Origin of the sequence: Pseudomonas silensiensis, assembly GCF_050434865.1 — a bacterium.
Taxonomy (GTDB): Bacteria; Pseudomonadota; Gammaproteobacteria; order Pseudomonadales; family Pseudomonadaceae; genus Aquipseudomonas; species Aquipseudomonas fluorescens_W.
Window position 1 is genome coordinate 425,141 of the sequence record NZ_JBNDJH010000001.1, and the last position, 23,567, is coordinate 448,707.

The window sequence follows — 23,567 nt, forward strand, 5'->3', positions numbered from 1 at the left end:
CTGAGGAGCCTGTTCATGAGTACTGTTAACCGTGCCGCCGTCATCGAGGATTTCCTGAAGAAAATCCGCGTCATCCATCAACGGGGCGTCGACCGCGCCGCACTGGTGGAAATCGTGTCCTTGCTTGAAGTCCTGGCCGAGCGCCGTGATCTGTTCAATTTCGACGAGTTCCCCGCGCCGGTACCGGGGCAGGGCAGTACCGCGTTCCGCTACCGTCTCAATGACGACGGCGACACGCCGACGCTGTACCTGAACTCGTTGTTGCCGGGCAAAAGCACGATCCCGCATAACCATGAAACCTGGGCGATCATCAGTGCCATCGAAGGCCAGGAAATCAACTACGTCTACCGTCGTGATGACGAAGGTCGCGAGCCTGGTTTCACCACCTTGCACCTGGAAAAGGAAGTGATCGTGCAACCCGGCACCTCCATCTCGTTTCTCGGCGAAGACCTGCACGGCATTCGTGTCGAAGGCGAGCAGGCAACCCTGCATTTCCACCTGTACGGTTTGCCGCTGGAGTCCCTCAACGGCCGCTACGGCGTGGAAGCCGACGGGCGCATCCTCAATTACAACGCCTCGCAAATGGCGCCGTCGATCAAGGCCTACGCATGATCGTTCTGTATTACTGGCCGACTGGCAATGGCTTGAAGATTGGCATCCTGCTTGAAGAGCTGGAGCTTGAGTACCGTCTGCTGCCAGTCAACATCCGTGCAGGTGAGCAGAAGCAGGTAGCGTTCCAGCGCATCAGCGCCAATGGGCGGATTCCGGCGATTGTCGACCATGCGCCGCAAGGCTTAAGCGAGCCGCTGAACCTGTTCGAGTCCGGCGCCATCCTCAATTACCTGGCCGACAAGGCCGGGCGTTTCCTGCCGGCGACCGGCCATTCAGCGTGCGTATGCGAAGGGCCGTGAAATCGCCGCCAACGAGCGCTCTCTGGTACTTCAATAACTCTTTTTCCAAACGGGACTCTTATGAGCCAGACCGTAACTCCAGGGCAACTCCAGCAGTGGCTGCTCGACGGGCAGGAAATCGCCCTGTTTGACGTGCGCGAGCACGGCCAGTATGGCGAAGCGCACCTGTTTTTCGGGGTGAATTTGCCCTATAGCCGTCTGGAGCTGGAGGTCCGGCGTCTTGCGCCGAATCCTCTGGTTCGGCTGGTGATCTATGACCAGGACGGCGGGGATGTCTCGGCGCGTTCCGCTCGGCGTTTGCAGGCGCTCGGGTATGGCCAGGTGCATGTGCTCGATGGCGGTGCCGATGGTTGGCAGGCTGCCGGTTTCCAGCTGTTTGCCGGGGTGCACGTGCCTTCCAAGGCCTTCGGTGAATTGGTCGAAGAGGCCAGCCATACCCCGCATGTCACCGCGCAGCAACTGGCCGAATGGCAAGCCCGGGGCGAGCCGCTGGTGGTGCTCGACGGTCGGCCGTTCGATGAGTACCGCAAGATGACCATACCCGGTTCGGTGTGCTGCCCGAATGGCGAGCTGGGGTATCGCGTCCACGATCTGGTGCCGGACGACAGCACGCCGATCGTGGTCAATTGTGCCGGCAGGACCCGCAGCATTATCGGTGCCCAGACGTTGATCAATCTGGGGTTGAAGAATCCGGTCTACGCATTGGAAAACGGAACCCAGGGTTGGTATCTGGAGGATTTTCAGCTGGAGCATGGCAGCACCCGACGTTACGCCGAGGAGGTGTCCCCTGACACCTTGCCGGGGCAGCGACTCGCTGCTGCGCAACTGGCGGAGCGGGCCGGTGTGAAGACCGTTGAGGCTGCGCAGGTTGAACAATGGGCCGAGGAGGCCGGTCGCAGCCTGTTTTTGTGCGATGTGCGCACCGCCGAGGAGTTTGCCGCGGGCAGCCTGTCGGGTGCGCAACACACACCGGGCGGGCAGTTGATTCAATCCACCGATCTGTATGTCGGTGTGCGTCAGGCGCGGTTGGTGCTGTTCGACAGTGATGGTGTGCGGGCACCGATTGTTGCCAGTTGGTTGCGGCAATTGGGGCATGAGGCCTATGTGCTGGCAGGCGGGGTGAGCAGTGATCTGGTGCTGCCCGCGCTTGAGGTGATCGCTCACGAGGCTGTGCCATTGATCACGGCGCGAGCCTTGGCCGATTCGCTGCAGGATGACGCGGTCGCACTGATTGACCTGCGGCCGAGCATGACTTATCGCAAGGGCCATATCGCCGGCTCACGCTGGTCGATTCGCTCGTTGCTGGCGTCTGAAGTGGCCGGTGAGCAACGGCCACTGGTGTTGGTCGCCGATGATCCTTTGCTGGCTGCTTTCGCGGCGCAGGAGCTACCGGAAAATCAGCGCCTACAAGTCCGGCTGCTGGACGGCGCGATCGATGCCTGGCGTGCAGAGGGGTTCGCGGTGCAGGAAAATCCGACCGTGCCTTCCGATCAGCAGTGCATCGATTTTCTGTTTTTCACCCATGACCGTCACGCCGGCAATAAGGACGCGGCGCGTCAGTACCTGGCCTGGGAAATCGGTTTGCTGGCGCAGATGAGTGACGACGAAATCGCCAGTCTCAAGCCGCTGCGCGACACAGGGTCCCGTGATGCCCGGGTGCGTACGCGTCTGGTCCATTCGGCGCGCACCGAACAGGGGAATGGCGGTAGGGCAGTCAACGTGCCGGTCACGCGGTTGAGCACAGTGCTGTTCGATAACCTGGCGCAAATGCGCGACGCCCGCGCTCGCCGTGATAGCGAGCGGGTCCTGAGTTATGGCGCCCGAGGCAATCCGACGGCCTTCGCCCTGGAAGATCTGGTGACGGAGCTGGAGGGCGGTTATCGCACGCGCTTGTTCGGCACCGGGCTGGCGGCGATCGCGCAGACCTTCCTGGCCTACCTGCGGCCCGGCGATCACGTCGTGATCAGCGACGCGGTCTACGCCCCCGTGCGACGGCTGGCCCATGAGTTTCTTGAACCGTTCGGCATTCAGGTCAGCTACTTCGCCCCTGATGGCCGCGGCCTGCAAGCGCAACTGCAAGCCAACACCAAAATGGTCTACACCGAAGTGCCGGGTTCCTTACTGTATGAACTCTGCGATTTGCCGGCGATCGCCGCCCTGTGCAAACCGCGAGGCATTCTCCTGGCCGTCGACAACACCTGGGGCTCGGGTTACCTGTACCGACCGCTGACCTTGGGCGCGGACATCTCGATCATGGCGTTGACCAAGTACCTGTGCGGCCACAGCGATGTGGTCATGGGCAGCGTCTGCACCCGACAAGACGTGTGGCAGCCGCTGGCGTCCATGGGCGACACCTTTGGCGCCACCGTCAGCCCCGACGATGCCTACCTGGTGCTGCGCGGTGCACGAACCCTGGCACCGCGACTGGAAGTGCACGAACGTCAGGCGCTGGAAATCGCCCATTGGCTGCAAGCGCAACCGCAAGTGAAACGGGTGTTCCATCCAGCGTTGCCCGAGCATCCTGGTCATGCCCTGTGGCAGCGCGACTTCAATGGCAGCAACGGTTTGCTGTCCTTCGAGCTGCGCGATGCAGATCCGACCTACGTCGAACGCTTTATTGATTCGCTGCAGTTGTTTGGGCTCGGCGCTTCCTGGGGCGGCTACGAAAGCCTGATCACCGTCGCCGATACCACGGATCGCGACAGTGCTGCGGATCGTTCATTGAATCCGGTGTTGCGGTTGCATATCGGGCTTGAGGATGTCGAGGCGTTGATTGAGGATTTGCAGCGCGGGTTTGCGGCTATGGAAAACTAGGGGCCACCGCCAACAGTTGAAAGGGTGCCTGTTCCACAAAAAACGCCGCTCACTGAGCGGCGTTTCTGTTATCGGTGCTGACAGGAGAAAAGTGTCGCGGCTGTTTTTCTACGGTGTACTGAGCGCTACTCGGGCAAGCTCAATGCACTTCAATGCCAAAATGGTTGTCGGGTCGACCAATGCGACCTCATGATTTTTAATCATGAAGGATTCGCTATGCGCAAGCACCAGAGGTAGCTCCGTACATCCCAGGATGAGCACATCAGCGCCCAATTCACATAAGTGTTCTGCCGCAGTCAGGAGCTGGTCTTTGCAGATGCCCCCTGTGAAACCCGCCTTGATGCCGTGCGCTCCGTAAATGGCCTCCATAACCAGCGCTTGGTAATCCACACCGGGGGTAATTATTTGAAGCCCTGCTTGCCGAGCTGCCTGGTGATAAACCTGACTTTTGAGGGTGCCTGAGGTCGCTAGCAGCCCGACGGTTTTGCCGGCGCCGTACCGCTGCACGATAGCCTCCACCGTTTCAGTCAGCATATTCACGATAGGCACACGCAGGTGCGCCTGGATGCGCTCAACAAAGGCGTGAGCTGTGTTGCACGGAATCGCAATGGCATTGGCGCCGGCGCTTTCCAGTCGCTTGCACGTTGCGTACATCGCCATCGTCGGATCAGTTTCGTTGTACAGCAGGTTGGCTGTGCGATCAGGGATCTGGGGGTTCTGTTCCACCACCATTTTGATGTGTTCCTGATCGCGACCTGCCGGTGTGTGCGCCACAACCTTACCCATGAAGTCGACCGTTGCCGCTGGCCCAACTCCACCGACAATCCCAAGCTTGAAAGGCGGACGAGTCGACTGGCCTTTCTCCAAGGTGGCGAAAGCGGCATAAATCTCGTTGATATCCAGGACAGTCAAGCCACGCCGTTGAAGATCACCGCAGACCAACGAAAGCTCCGTCATGCCAGGCAGGATGATTGTGGCCCCCTGATCCTGAAGCGACAGACAGGCCTGATAAACACATTCGAGTGGTACCCCGTCAAGGAATCCATCTTTGATGCCGTTAACCCCGTACATGGCGTCCATCAAGCCAGATTGCTCGCTTTCGTCAGGATAAACGAGCTTGAAATCTGTGCCGAAATAGCGCTCAAACAACCCGGAATACCTGACATAGTCGGACGCGATGATGCCCAGTGTCGTACCAGGGGCAGCGACATGATCCACGTGCTTGCGTAACGCCGCCATCATATCCAGAACGGGTATCCCGATTTCCTCCTGGATCTCCTCCCGAAAGGTGTGGCTGGCAAAACAAGGCAACAAGACTGCATTGACTTCGCTCGCCTCGAACGTCTGGCAAACCTGAAATACGTAAAACTTTCTGGAGGTCATGTTGGCACCCTGATCAAGCGGCATCAGCACGTCCTTGAACGGGTGTTGTTCAAACAGAAAGTGATAGCGACCTTGATCCTCCAAAACAGCTCTGGACTTCACCAGTTTGTAGAAAAGATCGCCGCCGGCCAGTGAGCCAAGCCCGCCGACGATACCCAGTTTGCGAGCAAACGATGACCCGCTGGACGGCTTCGATTTACCTTTCATTTTCAGTTTCTCAGGCGGTGGCTGCAGTATGAATTGGGAGGGGAGATTCAGTGCCGGGCGCGTCTTCAGCTTCTTCATGCGGTTCTGATTTGGCAACCACAGCCGTCGCTATGCTGTTGCCAACCACGTTGGTGGCAGTCCTGGCCATATCAAGGAATTGGTCAATGCCAAGGATCAGCAAAATGCCGGCTTCGGGAAGATTGAACATGGGTAACGTAGCCGCCACCACGACCACCGATGCTCGGGCTACACCCGCCATTCCCTTGCTGGTGATCATCAGCGTCAGCAAGATCAGCAGTTGCTGTGTGAAGCTCAAGTCGACGTTGTAGGCCTGAGCAATGAACATGATGGCGAACGCTTGATACATCATCGAACCATCAAGATTGAATGAGTACCCCAACGGAAGGACGAAGCTGGATACGCGCTTGGGCGCACCAAATTTCTCCAGTGCCTCCATGGTTTTCGGGTAAGCGGATTCGCTGCTGGCAGTGGAAAATGCGAGGAGGATGGGTTCGCGAATGAGCTTGCCCAAAGTAAACACTGAGCGACCCAGGAACAGGTAGCCGGCAGCGAACAACACGCACCACAGAATCACAATGCCCAAGTAGAACTCGGCAATCAGTTTTCCGTAATCGACTATCAAGCCGAGACCTTGCGTGGTGATAGCCGATGCGATGGCTGCGAACACTCCAATGGGCGCGAAGGCCATGACGTAGTCAGTGACCTTGAACATCACCTTGGCCAGCTCTTCGATGCCATCGACAATCGTTGTGTAACCCGCTCGCTTCACACCCGCCAAGGCAAACCCGAAGAACAACGAGAACACCACGATTTGCAGGATTTCGTTGTTGGCCATTGCTTCAGCAATGCTGCGAGGGAACACGTGACTGATGAAAACCTTGAGGCTGAAATCCCCGGTGTTGACCACCACGGGACTTGCCGCATGCTGGACAACCTCCATGTTCAGTCCCGCACCCGGTTGGAACAGGTTGACCAGGCCCATGCCGATGGCCAGCGAGATCACCGAAGCGGTGACGAACCAGGTCATGGCTCTCAGGCCAATCAGGCCAACGGAGCGGGAGTTACCCATACTCGCGATGCCGCCGACCAAGGTCGCGAATACCAGCGGCGCGATGATCATCTTGATCATGCGTAAAAAGATGTCGGTGACCATCGAGAAGTAAGAGGCGATCTCTTTGGCGCTTTGTTCGCTCCCTGCGAAATGGTGACACGCCCAACCGACAAGCACGCCTAAGGCGATGCTGATTGCGATCCGACGCGGAAGTTTATTTTTCTTCACGGAGCTTTCCTCAAGTGGTTTTTTTGCTTTTGTTACTTGGCAGGAGACAAGTGTCATTGGGTCGAAGCTTTCTGGCGTCGCTTCAACGTTTACGATTCTAGGGGCGGGTTTGACACGTCGTGATGAGTAATCCCGATAGCCTCATGCGCTTTTGGAATAGTTTTGGAAACTGCTGCTTTGTCCTGACTGAGGCGCAGTACACTGCGCATTCGGGGCATGAGGTGCCGTTATGCAAATCAAATGGTTAGATGATCTTTTAGCGATTTCCGAGTGGAAAAACTTTTCTCGTGCTGCGGAAGTACGGTGCGTGACCCAGTCAGCACTGTCGCGTCGCATACGATCACTTGAGGAATGGGTCGGAGCAGAGTTGGTGGATCGCGGAACGTATCCCGTTCAGCTCACGCCGGCGGGGCGAAGTTTTTGTGAAGAGGGCCGCGAGGCATTGGCGGGGTTATTGAGACTGCGTTCAGCCCTGCGAGAGGTTGAGCGAATGCCCGGGCGATCCATCCAGGTCACTGCTGGTCACAGTCTTTCAATGACGTTTCTACCGAAATGGCTAACCCAATTTCAGCAGCACAATGAGCAGTTCAACGCCCGAGTCGTTGCAGCGAACATTCATGACGCCGTTATAGCCTTGGAGGAGGGGAGTTGCGATCTGATGATCGTCTACCACCATCCCTTGGCACCCATTCTTTTAGACCCGGAAAAATTCGGTTGCCTGACGTTGGGACATGACGCCTTTATTCCGTTATGTGCCCCTGACAACAACGGGCAACCGCTGTATCGCTTGCCCGGTACCTCAGCCAAAGCTGTGCCTCACCTCGCCTATACGGCCACCACTTTTTTAGGCCGCGTAGCAGACATAGTCATCAAAAATGGCCCAAGTGTGAGTGTGCTGGAGCGGTGCTATGAGGCCGACATGGCGATGCTTTTGATGCGCATGGCAATAGAGGGGTATGGCGTGGCGTGGTTGCCACAAAGCGCCGTCATTGACGAGCTTCAGCGAGGTCAGTTGGTAAAAGCGGGTGGTGATGAATGGAGTACGCGACTGGAGATACGTTCCTACTGCTCCATCACCAATGAGAACCCTACGATGCGCAGCTTATGGAAAACCCTCGAAGGAGCTTCCCGCGATCTCCATGGAAAAATAGCCAACTGATCGAAGCTTCGAGGCTCGAGAACTATCCCTCGATTGAAGAAAAGCGGTCGCACTCAAGGCGCAACTGGCGTGCATCGAGCCATACTTAAGTGCTTTTGGGCTTGCGTCCGCGCGAGCCTGGCTTCACCGGCACGCTCTTCCCATACTCGCTCCACCATAACGCGAGTGCTTCCATCGTCGGCCCGAGCGCACGGGCCTTTGCCGTCATCTCATACTCGACGCGCGGGGGCACTTCGGCGAAGACTGTTCGCACTACCAGGCCATCGTTTTCGAGCTCACGAAGTTGCGCTGTCAGCATGTGCTGGGTGATGCCGTTGATCGCCTTGCGCAGTTCTCCGAAACGATAGATTCGCTGGTTCAATAACCACATGATTTCCAGTTTCCACTTGCCTGAAAGCAGCGCAAATGCACGGCGCATTTCCTCGTGCATGTTGATCTGATCGTCACCAATAGTCTGGTTTTCCATACTAAGCACCACTTTTTCATCCTACTTGTGGCTTTTCATATTAGGCGACATCTTTGACCTGAGTCGACTCATTCACCTTACGGCCAAGTAACCACGGCATATCAAGTAACCCCTGACTGATTGGAGATCAACATGTCCCGACTCAATGGAAAAGTTGCCATTGTCACTGGCGCCGGCCGCGGCATCGGCCGAGCCACAGCGAAGCTTTTCGCGGAGGAAGGCGCGAAGGTAGCGGTCGTTTCACGCACGGCTGAAAATGTCGCTGCAGTTGTCGCTGAGATCCAGGCTACGGGCGGGATCGCCCTCGGAGTAGTCTGTGATATCGCCGACCCGGATCAAATCAAAGCTGCCGTAGAAGCGGTGGTGGCTGCGTATGGCCGGATCGATATTCTTGTGAACAATGCCTTCGACCCCTCGGTTGTTCTTTCATCGGTTCTCGATCTGTCGGCCGAGCAATTGCAACGCAATCTGGAAATGGGGCCTATTGCCTATCTGCGCACGATGCAAGCCTGTTACCCCCACCTCAAAGCCAGCGGGGAGGGCAGGGTCATTAACTTCGCCTCGCTGGCCGGTGTCATTGGCCTGCAAGGATACGCCCCCTACAACATGGCAAAGGAGGCGGTGCGTGCCTTGACTCGCTCGGCGGCAAGGGAGTGGGGGGCTGACAAGATTACTGTCAACAATGTCATGCCGGTCGCAGACACTTGGGGTACCGCGGCAGAGGTGCCAGCGCCCACTAACGTACTTGGCCGTTATGGATCACCCGAAGAGGACATTGCGCCGGTCGTGCTATTCCTCGCCAGCAAGGATGCACAATTCCTGACGGGATACAGCCTGACGCCGGACGGTGGTCAAATCATCGACAGCGCACGCTGACCTTAACGTCTAACGTTCGAACGTGTGCTCAATCTAAACCACAAGGCATGCCTTGGCGTGTCTTGTGGTTATTTCAAGCGATGTTCGCCGATGCAAGAGGCTCCTGTGATGCTGCGCGTGCAGCCAGGAAGGCAAGAACGGCCGCCACGCCCAGCAAAGTCGCGCTCAACTCGAACGTCGCTCGATAACCGCTTAGGTCAAAGACCAGTCCGCCAATGGTTGCGCCAGACGCAATGGCCAGTTGGATGATCGCCACCATTAAGCCGCCTCCCGCTTCAGCAGCGTCTGGTAACGTTCTTGCCAACCATGTCCACCATCCCACGGGCGCAGCAGTCGCAACCAGGCCCCAGAGGCCAAGCAAGACAGTCGTGGTGGCCACCGAGCTACCGAATGAAACAAGCGCCAGTGCAATCACCGCCATCAAGATCGGGATGACGACGAGGGTTCGATGCAGGCCATTTTTCAAGAACGCTTCAATCAAAAAGGTTCCCGCGAGGCCCGCCAGACCCAGGACAAGCAACATCAGCGACAGCATGGAAACACTGACGTGCGTGACCGTTTCAAGGAACGGGCGCAAATAGGTAAACAGCATGAACTGGCCCATGAAGAAGACACTGACCGCCACCATGCCTAACGCGACCGGTAGGCTCTTCATCAACCTGAAGACGTTTCCAGTGCCTGAACCGCTTTGCGACTTCATCGCCGGAAGGCTGAACAAAAGCCAGACAGAGGCGACTACCGCGACCGGAATGACGCACAAGAATGCACCGCGCCAGCCGATCAAGGCGCCGAGAAAACTGCCCAAAGGCGCTGCAATCACTGTCGCCAAAGCGTTGCCGCCGTTGACGATTGCCATTGCGCGAGTGATTTGGTCATCAGGCACCAAGCGCATGGCGGTTGCCGCCGACAATGACCAGAACCCACCTATCGCAACACCGATCAGCGCGCGGCCGATCATGAATACCCAGTAGTTCGGCGCGAACGCGACCACTGTTCCGGAAAGGATCATCAACAGTGTCAGTGAAAGGAGCAGCGGCTTACGCGCAACCCGCGTCGCCACCGATGCGATCAGAAGACTGGTGAACAAGGCAAACAGCCCCGAGACGGAGATTCCCTGGCCGGCTTGCCCCTCGGTGATATGCAGATCTGCGGCTATAGGTGTCAGCAGGCTGACGGGCATGAACTCCGACGCCACGAGCACGAAGGCGGCGAGCGACATGGCGAATACGGCGCCCCACGATTTATGAGGCACTGGGAGGAGGTGATCAGTCATTTTTGAATCCTGTATTGCGCGAAGCGTCGCAGCCCCGGCAACGAGGCTACGAGAGAACCGGTGCCCGGCGAGGGCACCGATCAGGCTACTTCAGGTTGCTTTTGAAGAACGTGGTCAACCTGGCGAATGGAATGAGGTTGACCCGGTCGTAAAGATCCACGTGTCCGGCATCTGGAATGATGAGCAGCTCTTTAGGCTCGGCGGCTCGCTTGTAGGCATCCTCGCTGAACTCGCGTGAATGTGCCTGGGCACCGGAAATAAACAGCAGTGGGCGCGGGGAAATGCTCTCGATGTCATTGAACGGATAGAAGTTCATGAACTTCACGTTACTGGTCAGCGTCGGCATGGTGGTTGTCTGCGCCGATGCGCCGGCCGGAGTGACTTCCCCTCGCGGCGTGCGGTAGAAGTCGTAGAACTCGTCACCCACGGCGTTGCCGGTCAGCTTGAGTGGTGAGCCGCTGGTATAGCGGGTCTGCCCACCCTGGAACTCCACATCGCGCTGTTGCGCCGCTTCGCGAATGATCTGCTGGCGTTGTTCAGCCGTTACGCCGTGCTTGAGACCATTACGATTGGCCGCCCCCATGTCGTACATGCTGACGGTGGCGATGGCCTTGAGACGCGGATCAATCTTGGCCGCACTGATAGCGAAGCTGCCACTGCCGCAGATGCCGAGGACGCCGATTCGCTCACGGTCGACAATCGGTCGAGTGCCGAGAAAATCGACAGCAGCACTGAAGTCTTCCGCGTAGATATCTGGCGAGACTGCATGGCGAGGCGTGCCCTCGCTTTCGCCCCAGAAGGACAAGTCCAGCGACAATGTGACAAATCCTTGTTCGGCCATTTTGGTGGCATACAAGTTTGCGCTCTGCTCCTTCACCGCCCCCATGGGATGGCCGACGATGATGGCAGCGTTCCTGGATTCGGGATCGAGGTCTTTCGGGGTGAACAGGTTACCCGCCACCTTCATACCGTATTGATTCTTGAAAGTGACCTTTTCTACGGTCACCTTGTCGCTTTTGTAGAAGTTGTCCGCACCGTTTGACATATCGGCTCCCATTGAAGAAAACGAGGTAACGAGAAGCCCCAGGGCAAGCAAAATTCCTTTCACTGGATATTCCTTCCGATTGAATAGTTGTCGGATGAACATTCTCCGGTGCTGCCCAAACTCCCTGTAGTGCATTGCGCTGGATTACTTGCCTGATTCTATGAGTCTCTGTTTTTTTGCAGGACGGTCGTGTGCTGGCGAGATACAGTTCAGCGAGAGGTACGAGATGAACATGACGACCCAATACGCAACCGCCACATCGCCCCAGGAAGCGCTCGCCCAAGTCATTGGCACGCAGGTTTCCAGACCAGGGGATTTCGGAACGCCCATTGCGGGCCTCGGCTTCTTCAGGCGCGAACATCCATCGCCGCCCGTCGTCTGCATGGTCGAGCCAAGCATCATCATTGTCGCCCGGGGGGAGAAGCAGCTCTGGGTGGGGGGCGAGGGTTACCCGTATGACACGTCGCGTTTTCTGATCACCTCATTGGACTTGCCGGCCAATTCAGAAGTGCTGGCAGCAAGCCCGGAACAGCCATGCCTGGGGCTGACGTTGAAACTCGATCTGCGCATGCTGGCAGAGCTGATAGCGCAAAGCGGTCTGCCGCCAACCCGTGATCGTTCAGTTGCGAAGGGGGTAGGAATTGGTTCAGTGACCCCTGCAATGCTGGGGTCATTCGGGCGCTTATTGGCACTGCTCGATGAGCCGGAGTCCATCCCCATTCTCGCCCCCTTGATCCAGCGCGAGATTCACTACCGTCTCTTGCAGAGTGATCAGGCGAGCCGGCTTCGACAAATAACGTCTGTCGATGGCCAAGGTTATCGGATCGCCAAAGCCATCGATTGGTTGAAGTTGAATTACACCTCGGCGCTTCGCGTCGAGGAGCTTGCGGCCCGAGTGCAGATGAGCACCCCGACCTTTCACCACCACTTCCGCCAACTCACCACAATGAGCCCGTTGCAATACCAGAAATGGCTGCGACTGAACGAGGCAAGGCGTTTGATGCTCAATGAACATCAGGACGTATCCAGTGCGGCTTACAAGGTCGGATATGAAAGTCCGTCCCAGTTCAGCCGCGAATACAGCCGTCTGTATGGCGTACCCCCCAAGCGGGATATTGCGGTGTTGCGTGGCAACGCCAATGGCACTGCAACGCGAAAGCCGTCGTGAGAAATCAATGGGGGCGCAGTGACAGATTCAAATTCATGAAATGCACTATCGCGGTGATTGAGCGCTTCCTGCCGATGACAATCGACTGCCAGGAGGCGGGAACACGGTGAGTCAATAAATTTGTCCCCTTTTCTCCGCGAAGTAGGAAAATCAAAGCGACGCCACGTCGAACAGTCGACCAACCGAAAAGAATCGAAGTCATGCAAGCACCTACCTACCAACTGCTGGAAGTCGCCAACGGTAAACCGATCAAGCTCTGGACCGAAGGCGTCCCGGTAGAAAACGAAGCCAGGCAGCAATTGATGAACACCGCCAAGATGCCGTTCATCTTCAAGCATCTGGCCGTGATGCCCGACGTACACCTGGGCAAGGGTTCGACCATCGGCAGCGTGATTCCCACGGTTGGCGCGATCATTCCGGCCGCAGTCGGGGTGGATATTGGTTGCGGGATGATCGCCGCGTGCACGTCGCTGACCGCCAGCGATTTGCCGGACAACCTGCATGGCTTGCGTTGCGCAATCGAGAAAGCGGTGCCCCATGGCCGCACCGGGGGGCGCGGCGCTCGGGACAAGGGCGCCTGGGACAGCGTTCCGCATCAGGCGGACCGAGCCTGGGCGGCACTGGACTCGCGGTTCAAGGCGATCACCGGCAAGTACCCGAAACTCGCCAACACCAATAACCGTGGGCACTTGGGCACGTTGGGCAGCGGGAACCACTTCATCGAGGTGTGCCTGGATGAAACCAACCGGGTCTGGTTCATGCTGCACAGCGGTTCCCGTGGCGTCGGCAACGCTATCGGCAACCTGTTCATTCAAATGGCTCAGGCGGACATGCGTCAGCACCTCGCCAATCTGCCGGACCGTGACCTGGCTTACTTTAAAGAGGGCAGCCGGCATTTCGATGACTACGTCGAAGCGGTCGGCTGGGCTCAGGACTTCGCCAGGCAGAACCGTGCATTGATGATGCAAGCGGTGATTCAGGCGACCCGAAAAGTGATCAACAAGCCTTTTGAGGTGGCGCTGGAAGCGGTGAACTGCCACCACAACTACGTGCAGAAAGAACAGCATTTTGGTCAGGAAATTCTGGTCACCCGCAAAGGCGCGGTGTCGGCGAAGAAGGGCGAGTTGGGGATTATTCCGGGATCGATGGGCGCAAAAAGCTTCATCGTCCGCGGGCTGGGTAACGAGGATTCCTTCTGCTCCTGCAGCCATGGCGCAGGCCGCACCATGAGTCGCACCAAAGCGAAAAGCCTGTTCACCGTCGAAGACCAGATCCGTGCCACCGCCCACGTGGAGTGCCGCAAGGACGCTGCCGTCATCGATGAAATTCCGATGGCCTACAAGGACATCGACCACATCATGCACGCCCAACGCGAGTTAGTGGAAGTGTTGCACACCTTGCGTCAGGTGGTGTGCGTAAAAGGATAGGGAAAATGGGCACGCGTTCATCGCCGCAGCAGTGGAGCGTACCCTGCCCGAACTGCCGCGCACTCAGGAAGACACTACGCCACTACTTCACCGCGTAGAACTTGCGCACATACCGCGTACTTTTCCACGCGCACGGTGCACCGAGCGGCACAAACACGCTGTCGCCGGTGTTGACCTCCACGCTGGTTCCATCAGGCGTCAGCAGGGTGACGCTGCCTTCGATCAGGTTCATCAGCTCATGAAGTTTGTGGGGCCGGCCGTGACGCTCATACGGTGTCGAATCCCAAACGCCGACGCGCAGGTGGGTGGCGTCGTCTTCGAAGGCATTGTGTGAGCGGCATTGCGGCGTCGGCCCGATCAAAATCTGCGGTTCCGGTGCGAGCGAAGGCGAGAGCATGTCCAGAGGATCGAGCGCGGTCAGGCCGGGTGTCGGGTTTGCGGTGGGGCTGGTGACGGCACAAAAGGCCCAGCACGTATCAGCATGAGCCTGAAGTCGCAGCGCTGTACCGCGACCGATCACGGCGCTGGCGCCGACACCCAGTTCCAGGGTCTGCATCTCGGATTGCAGCACGACATGGCCGGCGTGGACCACGATCACTTCGGTGTGCGGAAAGTCATCGCTATCAAGCGTTCCGCTGATGTGCACGATGCCCGCTGACACGCCATCCGGGCCGTTGTAGGCCACCTGGCGCCCGTCCTTGAACGGATCGAAACCACCCAAAGACGCTGCTGTAAAAGACGTGGTAACGCGGCTGCCGTCGGCGCGAGCCAACAGCAGAACGGTAGGTTCAGACATACGGGTGACGCTCCATAAAACGATGATGAGAGATAGCGATCAGCCAATGGCTTGAGTCACCACAGCGAACTGCTGAACGCCATTGGCTGTTTGCGGTGGCGTGCCCTTGGCCATTTGCGCCACGGTATCGACCTGCTTCAAACCCGCCGACGCCAGCCATTCGCCCAGGCCGCTGTCTGCCGGAATGTCGATGCGCACGAAGGCATCCGGTACTTGCGCCAGTAAAACGGCGATCAGGTGTTTGGCCTGCTCGAGGTTTTCGGCGACCACCGGGCCGATACAACGACCACGGCCGAAAGGACGCAACAAAGCGAAGGCACATAACTGGCCGTCGCGTTCGATCCCCACCGAATGCTCGACCACCTCAAACAGATCAGCGAGTACCGCTTTGCGATCCAACCCGCTGCCGGCGTTGGCCAAAGCCAGCACGCGAGCCTGATCCGCCGCGTTCAGCACACGGCAGTGTTCGCCGTCGGCCAGTGCGGCGGGTGTAGGCGCATTGGCGTTGCCCTGATGCTGCTGAATCCGGCCGAATTCGACAAAGCCCTGGCTGGCATACAACGGCGCGCCGGCCAGTGTGGCGTTGAGCATCGGGGTGCGTGACTGGCAGGCATCCAGGGCCTGTTCCATGAGCTTGCGGCCGATGCCCTTGCCTTGATAGTCATCGCTGACGATCACCAGGCCGATGGTGGTGAAGCCACCCTGGGGGCAGGCGAATGCGGTGCCGATCAGACGCTCGCCATCGAGCACCACAAAACCGTCGCTGACCCGTTGCAACATGGCCCAGTCGTCCTGGCGATGGGGCCACTTCAACTGCACGGACAAGGCGTGGGCCGAGGGCAGGTCGGCGGCCGTCATTGGCCGATAGACATAAGCAGGTTGTTGCAAGGCGGACATGGCGAGTCTCCGTTGGACAGTTTGCGCGAGCGACCGGATTTCCAGCGCGATGGTGCCTGTATCCCATCTGTGTGAAGGCCTGACAAGGGGGGCTTGAGCATTCGGCAGATTCCGCAAGCCCGAGGCCGGCAGACCACACTTACTACTTAAATGCACCGCAAGGTCGGCAGCAAATGCCAGGGCTTTTTTTCTACGATGGAGACCTGAGTTCACGACGCGTCGTCCCCTATTTGGAGTGCTCCATGGATAGCTTCGATCCCCGCCTTATCGCTGTGCGCAGCGCTCACTTCATTGCCGGAAAGTACCGAGATGCACAACCCGGGCTTGAGGTGGTACGGCCCTCTGACGGCCGGGTCTATGCTCAGTTGCCAATCGCCGATGCCGACCTGGTGGATGAAGCGGTCACTGATGCCTGGCAGGCGTTCAACCGCAGTGACTGGGCCAGCCGTCCACCGCGGGAGCGGGCGCGGGTGATGCGCCGCTGGGCCGATCTGATCGAGGCGGACGCTGCCATCCTGGCACCGCTGGAAGCCGTGGGCTCGACGCGTCCTCATAAAGATGTGATCGCCTGGGATATTCCTTATGTCGCCGAAGGCATTCGCTTTTTCGCCGAACTGGCGGACAAGCATGGCGGCCATGTAGCGGCGACCCAGACCGATCGACTGGGCATGCAGATCGCCGAGCCCTACGGCGTCATTGCCGCCATCGCACCGTGGAATTTCCCCTTGAGCATGGCCTCCTGGAAAGTCGCCCCGGCGTTGGCCGCCGGTAATGCCGTGGTGCTCAAACCTTCGGAGCTGACGCCGTTCTCCAGCCTGCGCTTTGCCGAACTGGCATTGCAGGCGGGCATTCCGGCAGGGATTTTCAACGTGATTCAGGGCGATGGCCGCATCACGGGCGATGCCTTGTGTCGCCATCCGCGAGTGGCCAAGGTGACGTTCACCGGGTCCACGGCGACCGGGTCGAGCATCATGTCGACCTGCGCGCTGGTGGGGCCGAAACCGGTGACACTGGAACTCGGCGGCAAGAGCCCGCAGCTGGTATTCGCCGACGTGCCGGACATCGCGAAAACCGCGCGCACTGTGGCGCTGGCCATCACCGGCAACGCCGGGCAGGTGTGCGTGTCCGGTTCGCGGTTGTTGATCCAGCGCTCGATCATGGAACCGTTTATCGCGCATTTGCAGGCGTATTTCGAGGAACTGCGCCCGGGGCCGACCTGGTCCTCCGAGAGCACGTTGTCACCGATCATTTCCCGACTGCAAGCCAGCCGCATCGACGGCATCGTCCAACGCTCGCGTCAGGCCGGCGCTGAAGTGCTGACCGGCGGCGGAGTGTTTGAAGGGCTGGGCGGGGCTTACTACCAACCGACCTTGCTGACGGGGCTGGACAATGAGAATCCGGCCATCTGCGAAGAAATCTTCGGCCCGGTGCTGACGGTGCAGGCATTCGATGATGAAGAGCAGGCGCTGAGTCTGGCCGCGCATGCCACCTACGGCTTGGCGGCGGGCGTACACACCGCCGATATCAATCGCGCCCTGCGTCTGGTCCGGCGGCTGGAGGCGGGGACGGTGTGGGTCAACCGTTACGGGCGCAGTAACGATTACATCCTGCCGACTGGCGGCTACAAACGCTCCGGCATCGGCAAGGACCTGGGGCGCGAAGCGTTCGAAGCCAACTTACGTTTCAAGAGTGTGCTGATCGATATCGTCCAGTAAACGCAATCTGTAGCAGCTGCCGAGCCTGCGAGGCTGCGTTCGGCGGCGAAGCAGTCGTAAAACCTGTGCATACGATTTATCTGAAAGACCGCGGTGCTTGAATTCACGACGGCTTCGCCGCCGAACGCAGCCTCGCAGGCTCGGCAGCTGCTACCTCGGGTAGGGGCAAGCATCCGTAGAGCGTCGATGAGTTTCAAACCGCACCCAAACGGGCGCTTCCGCAAGGAAGCGCCCGTTTTCGTTCAGCCCGGCGCAGGTTCTGCGGCAGATCGGTGCGTGATCGGCCCTTGCAGGGCTATAAAGGCCCATAAGAGCGCACAAATACGGGGTTTGCCCAAGGCTTGTGCGCGCCGCAAAGTCTGCTGAGGGTGGGCGCTAAAACGGTGGTTTGTATCGAGCGAAGGTCGCTTTTAACGCCATCTGCTGATTTCACAGTGTTGTAATGACGGTGTGCTGCAGCGTTGCATCACAGCTTCGGTAACGGAGCAAATGCTTGTCACGCCATGACCTCAACGAACTTCAGGACCGCACTCAATGAGCTTTCTTCGCCCCAAATTCATTACGTTCGACTGCTACGGTACGCTGACCAATTTCCACATGGGCACGATGACTCGCGAACTGTTCGCCGATCGCGTGAAGCCCGAGCAGATGGATCAGTTCGTCAAGGACTTCTCGGCCTACCGCCTGGACCAGGTCATGGGTGACTGGATGCCCTATGACGAGATTCTCAAAACCGCACTGGCGCGGACCTGCAAGCGCTGGGGCGTCGAGTACCGTGACGAAGGTCAGCTGTATTACGACGCCGTCCCGACCTGGGGCCCGCACCCCGATGTGCCGGCCGGCCTGTCGAAAATCGCCGACAAGATCCCGCTGGTGATTTTCTCCAACGCCAGCGACAGCCAGATCATGTCCAACGTCGACAAACTCGGCGCGCCGTTCCACAAGGTCTTTACCGCCGAACAGGCCCAAGCCTACAAGCCGCGTCTGGCGGCGTTCGAGTACATGCTCGACAACCTCAACTGCGGCCCGGAAGACATCTTGCATGTGTCTTCCAGCTTCCGTTACGACCTGATGCCGGCCCACGACATGAAGATCAAGAACAAGGCCTTCGTCGCCCGTGGCCATGAAGTCCCGGGCAATGCCTTCTACGGCTACCAGCAGATCACCGACATCGGCGGGCTGGCCGCACTGGTGGGTCTCTGAGTCGAACGGTAACGGCACTCTTCAACGCATTCTTTTTTTGGCATAGGCGGGTTAGACATGGGCAGTGAATCCTACTGGCTCGACACCGCACCGGCGTTCAGCGGTGCTCAGCTTGGCGCATTGCCCGGGCAGGTCGACGTGGCCATCGTCGGTGGTGGTTTCACCGGCCTGGCGGCGGCCCGGGCGTTGGCCTTGAAGGGCGCCAGTGTGGTGGTGCTCGAGGCCGGAAGGGTCATCGGTGAAGCGTCGGGGCGCAATGGCGGCCAGTGCAACACCGGCGTTGCCCAGGACTACGCCGGGCTCAGCGCCAGCCTCGGTGCCGACAAGGCGCGGGCTTATTACCAGGCCTACGAAAGCGCAGTGCAGAGTGTCGTTTCATTAGTGGACCAGGAGCAAATCGCCTGCGACCTGATTCGCAATGGCAAGCTCAAACTGGCGGCCAAGCCCTTGCACTACGAGGGCCTGGCACGGACGTGCGAACTGATTCGCAAGGAAGTCGATGCCGACGTCGAATTGCTGACCGCCGAGCAGACCCGCGCGGAAGTCAATTCGGCCCAGTTCCACGGTGGCTTGCTGCAGCGTAATGGCGTGCAGATGCATGTCGGGCGCTTCGGTGTCGGTTTGGCCGAAGCCGCCGCCCGTCATGGCGCGTTGATCCATCAAGGCACCTCGGTGACGGACTGGAAAGCCCGGGCCGGCGGTTATCAGGTCAACACCAGCAAAGGATCGCTGCACGCCGGTCAGGTGTTGCTGGCCACGGGCGCCTGTCAGCACGGTGGTTTGGGCTGGTATCGGCGGCGGATCGTGCCGGTGGGCAGTTTCGTGATTGCCACCGAAGTCCTTCCACAATCGCTGATCGAGCAGTTGTTGCCGGGCCGCCGCGCCTATGTCACCAGCCGCATGATCGGTAACTACTTCCGCTTGACCCCGGACAATCGCCTGCTGTTTGGCGGCCGTGCGCGGTTCGCCATGTCGGACAGCGTCAACGACGCCAAAAGCGGCAAAGTGCTGCAAGCGGCGATGGTGCAGATGTTCCCGCAGTTGGCCAACGTGAAGATCGACTACTGCTGGGGCGGGCTGGTGGACATGACGTCCGATCGGCTACCCCGGGCCGGTCAACACGGCGGGATTTACCACTCCATGGGCTACAGCGGCCATGGCGTGCAGATGTCGGTGCACATGGGCCAGGTCATGGCCGATGTCATGGCCGGCAACGTCGAAGCCAACCCTTGGCGTGAACTCGAATGGCCGGCGATTCCCGGGCATTTCGGCAAACCGTGGTTCCTGCCGTTTGTGGGCGCCTATTACCGTTTCCAGGATTATTTGCATTGAGTTGATGTTGTGGCGTCACCGTCGTTTGCGTTTCAACGCTCCGGACAACCTGAGCCTTCTCATTATCGACAGGTACAACTGATATGACTGACAAAAAGATCGACTCTCAACTGATCTCCGGCCAAGAAAGCCTGCGAGTCTTTGAAGGCCTCAATCGCGGCATGTCGCGCCGCAATGCCTTGCAGATGCTTGGTGTGGCAGGTGTTGCAGCTGCCGGTGCAGGCAGTCTGTTCGGCGCCGCCGGCAAACTGTTCGCCGAAGAAGCTGCCTCCCCCGGCAAAGGCAAACCGGGCGGGCGGATTCGCGTCGCCGGCATGTCCAGTTCCACCGCCGACACCCTCGACCCGGCCAAAGGCGCGTTGTCGACCGACTACGTGCGCCACTTCATGTTCTACAACGGCCTGACCCGTTTCGACGCCCACTTGGTGCCACAACTGGAACTGGCCGAGCGCATCGACAACACCGACGCCACGCTGTGGACCATCACCCTGCGCAAGGACGTGACCTTCCACAACGGCAAGACCCTGAGCGCCGCCGACGTGGTGTACTCGCTGTCGCGCCACAAGGATCCGCTGACCGGTTCCAAGGTCATGCCGCTGATGGCGCAGTTCGAAGAAATCAAAGCCACCGGCCCCAACGAAGTTCAAATCCGCCTGAGCGCGCCGAACGCCGAGCTGCCTTCGATCCTCGCCGTGTCGCACCTTCTGATCGTTCCTGAAGGCACCACTGACTTCAACCAGGGCATCGGCACCGGGCCATTCAAGGTCAAGGAATTCAAACCGGGCGTGCGCTCGATTGCCGCGCGCAATACCGGCTACTGGAAGCCGGGCCTGCCGTACCTCGACGAGATCGAGTTCATCGCCATTGCCGACGAACCGTCGCGGGTCAACGCGCTGTTGTCGGGCGACGTACACATGATCAACGAGGTCAACCCGCGTTCAACCACGCGCATCAAGGCCAGCGCCAAACACCGGGTCGTCGATGCGCCATCGGGTAACTACACCGACCTGATCATCCGCCAGGACCAGATGCCGGGCAAAAGCGCCGAATTCACTCAGGCCATGAAGCACCTGCTGGACCGTGAACAGGTCAAATCCGCGGTGTTCCGTGGCTTTGCCGTGGTTGGTAACGACCATCCGATTTCTCCGGGTTCGCGCTACTACAACGCCGACCTGCCGCAACGGGTCTACGACCCGGAAAAAGCCAAGTTCCTGCTGAAGAAGGCCGGCATGGAAAGCATCACCATGCCACTGGTCGCGTCGCCGGCCGCCACCGGCTCGGTGGACATCGCGGTGCTGTTGCAACAGTCGGCGAAACAGGCCGGGCTCAAGCTCGACGTCAACCGCCTGCCGAGCGATGGCTATTGGTCCAACCACTGGATGAAGCACCCGTTGAGCTTCGGCAATATCAACCCACGGCCGAACGCCGACGTGATGTTCTCGCAGTTCTTCCAGTCGAAAGCGCCGTGGAACGAATCTGGCTGGCAGAACGATCAGTTCGATCAGTTGCTGATGCTCGCCCGGGGTGAAACCGACGACGCCAAGCGCAGCAAAATGTACGCCGACATGCAGACCCTGGTGCATGACCACAGCGGCATCGGCGTGCCGGTGTTCATCAGCAACATCGACGGTGTCGACCAGCGCATCAAAGGCTACGGCAGCAACCCGCTGGGCGGTTTCATGGGCTACATGTTCGCCGAGCAGGTCTGGCTGGACGCTTGACGTGCAGTGATTGAAGCGACGGGGACATTGCATGAGGGTAGGGCGATGAATAGCAACACACTGTGGTTGATCGGACGGCGCCTGGGCGCCGCGATCGTGACTTTGTTGATCGTGTCCATGGTCGTGTTTGCGATCACGGCGGTACTGCCGGGGGACGCGGCGCAACAATCGCTCGGGCAGTTCGCCACGCCGGAACAGGTGGCGGCGTTGCGCCTGAAACTGGGGCTGGATCAGCCCGGTGTGTTGCGTTACCTGCATTGGCTGATGAACCTGCTGAGCGGCGACATGGGCCAGTCGGTCTCCAACGCCATGCCGGTCAGCGAGTTGATGGCCGGGCGGGTGCCCAACACCTTGATGCTGGCGGCCGCCACGGCGCTGGTGTCAGTGCCGGTGGCGTTGATTCTGGGCATCGGCTCGGCGATGGGCCGCGGTGGGCGCATCGACAGCTTCCTGAGCTTTTTCACCCTGGCCATGGTCGCCGTTCCGGAGTTTCTGGTGGCGACCCTGGCAGTGCTGATTTTTGCAGTGAACCTGGGTTGGTTGTCGGCGCTGTCGTACGCCAGTGACATCACCTCACCTTGGCAATTCATGCGCACTTACGCCTTGCCGGTGATGACGCTGTGCTGCGTGATTGTCGCGCAAATGGCCCGCATGACCCGGGCGGCGGTGATCGATCAACTGGACAGTCCCTACGTAGAAATGGCCCGGCTCAAAGGCGTGAGCCCGATGCGCATCGTGCTGCGCCATGCCTTGCCCAATGCCATCGGGCCGATCGCCAATGCCATCGCCCTGAGTCTTTCCTACCTGTTGGGCGGGGTGGTGATCGTCGAAACGATCTTCAACTACCCCGGCATCGCCAGCCTGATGGTCGATGCGGTGACCAACCGCGACATGGCGCTGGTCCAGGCCTGCACCATGCTGTTTTGCACGGCGTACCTGGGGTTGGTGCTGATTGCCGACCTGTGCGCGATTCTGTCCAATCCGAGGCTGAGAAACCAATGAACAATCTCATTGTGAAATCGACGCCAGCGACCCCCGACCTGTCGGTTGGCAAGGTGTCTCATGGTCCGGCCTGGCTGGGTCTGATCGGGGCTGCGATGTGTGTTATCTGGTTGCTGGTGGCGATCTTCGGCCCCTGGCTGGCGCCGCACCCGGTGGGCGAAGTGGTCTCTGACAATGTCTTCGACAGCATCAGCGCCGTTTACCCGTTTGGTACCGATTACCTGGGCCGCGACATGCTCAGCCGCATCCTCGTCGGCGCACGCTTCACTGTCGGCCTGGCGTTGGTGGCGGCTGTGTTGGCCAGCGGTCTGGGTACCAGTTGCGCGCTGCTGTCGGTGGTATCGCCGAAGTGGCTGGATGAGGTGATCAGTCGCTTGATGGATGCCTTCATCTCGATCCCGAGCAAGATGCTGGCGCTGATCATGGTCTCGGCGTTCGGCTCGTCGGTGACCTTACTGATCTGCACCGCGGTGCTGAGTTTCACCCCCGGCGCGTTCCGCATCGCTCGCAGCATGGCGGTGAACATCGAAGCCCTGGAATACGTGCAAGTGGCCCGTACTCGCGGCGAACGTCGGCTGTACATCGCGTGTGTGGAGATCCTGCCAAACATGCTCAACCCGGTACTGACCGACCTGGGCCTGCGTTTCGGCTTCATCGTGTTGCTGCTCAGCGGCATGAGCTTCCTCGGTCTGGGCGTGCAACCGCCGGATGCCGACCTCGGCTCGCTGGTGCGCGAAAACATTGGCGGCCTCAACCAGGGCGCGCCGGCCATCGTGATTCCGGCCCTGGCCATCGGCACCCTGACCATCGGTGTGAATCTGTTTATCGACCGCCTGTCTTCGCGACGTAGTCGACGTTCGGGAGGCCATTGA

General features: G+C 59.3%; 19 protein-coding genes and 1 pseudogene. 13 read left to right on the forward strand and 7 right to left on the reverse strand.

The genetic code is table 11. The features are described 5' to 3' along the window. The first annotated feature begins 15 nt into the window (after positions 1–15). From QF010_RS01840 to metC, 3 genes and pseudogenes are all read left to right on the forward strand, one after another. Entirely contained in the window at positions 16–612 is a 597-nt protein-coding gene (locus QF010_RS01840) for a cysteine dioxygenase family protein (RefSeq protein WP_033062128.1), read from the forward strand. After that, positions 609–881, forward strand: a pseudogene (locus QF010_RS01845) (glutathione S-transferase N-terminal domain-containing protein); the annotation flags it as partial. The gene QF010_RS01840 and the pseudogene QF010_RS01845, both read left to right, overlap by 4 nt. 90 nt (positions 882–971) lie before the next feature. Continuing rightward, positions 972–3,725, forward strand: a complete 2,754-nt coding sequence (metC, locus tag QF010_RS01850) for a cystathionine beta-lyase (RefSeq protein WP_429509668.1) — start codon at positions 972–974, stop codon at positions 3,723–3,725. A 108-nt stretch (positions 3,726–3,833) separates the two neighbouring features. Here metC and cuyB read toward each other — a convergent pair whose 3' ends face one another. Together cuyB and QF010_RS01860 are read right to left on the reverse strand one after the other, a co-directional pair. Further along, positions 3,834–5,315: a cysteate racemase gene (gene cuyB, locus QF010_RS01855; protein WP_429532466.1), complete on the reverse strand. Its 1,482-nt coding sequence runs from the start codon at positions 5,313–5,315 to the stop codon at positions 3,834–3,836. 10 nt (positions 5,316–5,325) lie between these two features. Continuing rightward, on the reverse strand, positions 5,326–6,615 hold the full coding sequence (locus QF010_RS01860; protein ID WP_429532438.1) for a dicarboxylate/amino acid:cation symporter: 1,290 nt from the start codon (positions 6,613–6,615) through the stop codon (positions 5,326–5,328). A 229-nt stretch (positions 6,616–6,844) separates the two neighbouring features. Between QF010_RS01860 and QF010_RS01865 the strand changes: the two genes are divergently transcribed. Continuing rightward, a complete protein-coding gene (locus QF010_RS01865; RefSeq protein ID WP_056743971.1) occupies positions 6,845–7,774 on the forward strand; it encodes a LysR substrate-binding domain-containing protein in 930 nt (309 codons plus the stop codon). Between the two features lie 85 nt (positions 7,775–7,859). On the opposite strand, the gene QF010_RS01870 is transcribed toward QF010_RS01865, so the two are convergent. Beyond that, a complete protein-coding gene (locus tag QF010_RS01870; RefSeq protein WP_269434514.1) occupies positions 7,860–8,192 on the reverse strand; it encodes a winged helix-turn-helix transcriptional regulator in 333 nt (110 codons plus the stop codon). Between the two features lie 180 nt (positions 8,193–8,372). Here QF010_RS01870 and QF010_RS01875 point away from each other — a divergent pair, with 180 nt between their 5' ends. Continuing rightward, a complete protein-coding gene (locus QF010_RS01875; protein ID WP_033062135.1) occupies positions 8,373–9,116 on the forward strand; it encodes an SDR family NAD(P)-dependent oxidoreductase in 744 nt (247 codons plus the stop codon). A 73-nt stretch (positions 9,117–9,189) separates the two neighbouring features. On the opposite strand, the gene QF010_RS01880 is transcribed toward QF010_RS01875, so the two are convergent. Beyond that, complete coding sequence (locus QF010_RS01880; RefSeq protein ID WP_429532439.1) at positions 9,190–10,389, reverse strand: MFS transporter; 1,200 nt, start codon at positions 10,387–10,389, stop codon at positions 9,190–9,192. An 85-nt stretch (positions 10,390–10,474) separates the two neighbouring features. Further along, complete coding sequence (locus QF010_RS01885; RefSeq protein ID WP_429532440.1) at positions 10,475–11,497, reverse strand: alpha/beta hydrolase; 1,023 nt, start codon at positions 11,495–11,497, stop codon at positions 10,475–10,477. A 169-nt stretch (positions 11,498–11,666) separates the two neighbouring features. Here QF010_RS01885 and QF010_RS01890 point away from each other — a divergent pair, with 169 nt between their 5' ends. Further along, positions 11,667–12,602, forward strand: coding sequence for an AraC family transcriptional regulator (locus tag QF010_RS01890; protein WP_429532441.1), 936 nt, complete (start codon positions 11,667–11,669; stop codon positions 12,600–12,602). A gap of 200 nt (positions 12,603–12,802) precedes the next feature. Then, positions 12,803–14,029, forward strand: coding sequence for an RtcB family protein (locus QF010_RS01895; RefSeq protein WP_429532442.1), 1,227 nt, complete (start codon positions 12,803–12,805; stop codon positions 14,027–14,029). An 82-nt stretch (positions 14,030–14,111) separates the two neighbouring features. Here QF010_RS01895 and QF010_RS01900 read toward each other — a convergent pair whose 3' ends face one another. Together QF010_RS01900 and QF010_RS01905 are read right to left on the reverse strand one after the other, a co-directional pair. After that, positions 14,112–14,825: a cupin domain-containing protein gene (locus QF010_RS01900; RefSeq protein WP_033062138.1), complete on the reverse strand. Its 714-nt coding sequence runs from the start codon at positions 14,823–14,825 to the stop codon at positions 14,112–14,114. 39 nt (positions 14,826–14,864) lie between these two features. Beyond that, on the reverse strand, positions 14,865–15,722 hold the full coding sequence (locus tag QF010_RS01905; RefSeq protein ID WP_429509673.1) for a GNAT family N-acetyltransferase: 858 nt from the start codon (positions 15,720–15,722) through the stop codon (positions 14,865–14,867). A 242-nt stretch (positions 15,723–15,964) separates the two neighbouring features. On the opposite strand from QF010_RS01905, the gene QF010_RS01910 reads away from it, so the two are divergent. From QF010_RS01910 to QF010_RS01935, 6 genes are all read left to right on the forward strand, one after another. After that, positions 15,965–17,437, forward strand: coding sequence for an aldehyde dehydrogenase family protein (locus tag QF010_RS01910; RefSeq protein WP_429532443.1), 1,473 nt, complete (start codon positions 15,965–15,967; stop codon positions 17,435–17,437). A gap of 534 nt (positions 17,438–17,971) precedes the next feature. Further along, positions 17,972–18,640 (forward strand): haloacid dehalogenase type II, encoded by a 669-nt coding sequence (locus tag QF010_RS01915; RefSeq protein ID WP_033062141.1) that lies wholly within the window; start codon positions 17,972–17,974, stop codon positions 18,638–18,640. A gap of 57 nt (positions 18,641–18,697) precedes the next feature. After that, positions 18,698–19,972, forward strand: coding sequence for an NAD(P)/FAD-dependent oxidoreductase (locus tag QF010_RS01920; RefSeq protein ID WP_429532444.1), 1,275 nt, complete (start codon positions 18,698–18,700; stop codon positions 19,970–19,972). A gap of 83 nt (positions 19,973–20,055) precedes the next feature. After that, positions 20,056–21,693 (forward strand): ABC transporter substrate-binding protein, encoded by a 1,638-nt coding sequence (locus QF010_RS01925; protein ID WP_429532445.1) that lies wholly within the window; start codon positions 20,056–20,058, stop codon positions 21,691–21,693. A 45-nt stretch (positions 21,694–21,738) separates the two neighbouring features. Continuing rightward, entirely contained in the window at positions 21,739–22,695 is a 957-nt protein-coding gene (locus QF010_RS01930; protein WP_033062145.1) for an ABC transporter permease, read from the forward strand. After that, positions 22,692–23,567: an ABC transporter permease gene (locus tag QF010_RS01935; RefSeq protein WP_033062146.1), complete on the forward strand. Its 876-nt coding sequence runs from the start codon at positions 22,692–22,694 to the stop codon at positions 23,565–23,567. The genes QF010_RS01930 and QF010_RS01935 overlap by 4 nt, the downstream gene beginning before the upstream one ends.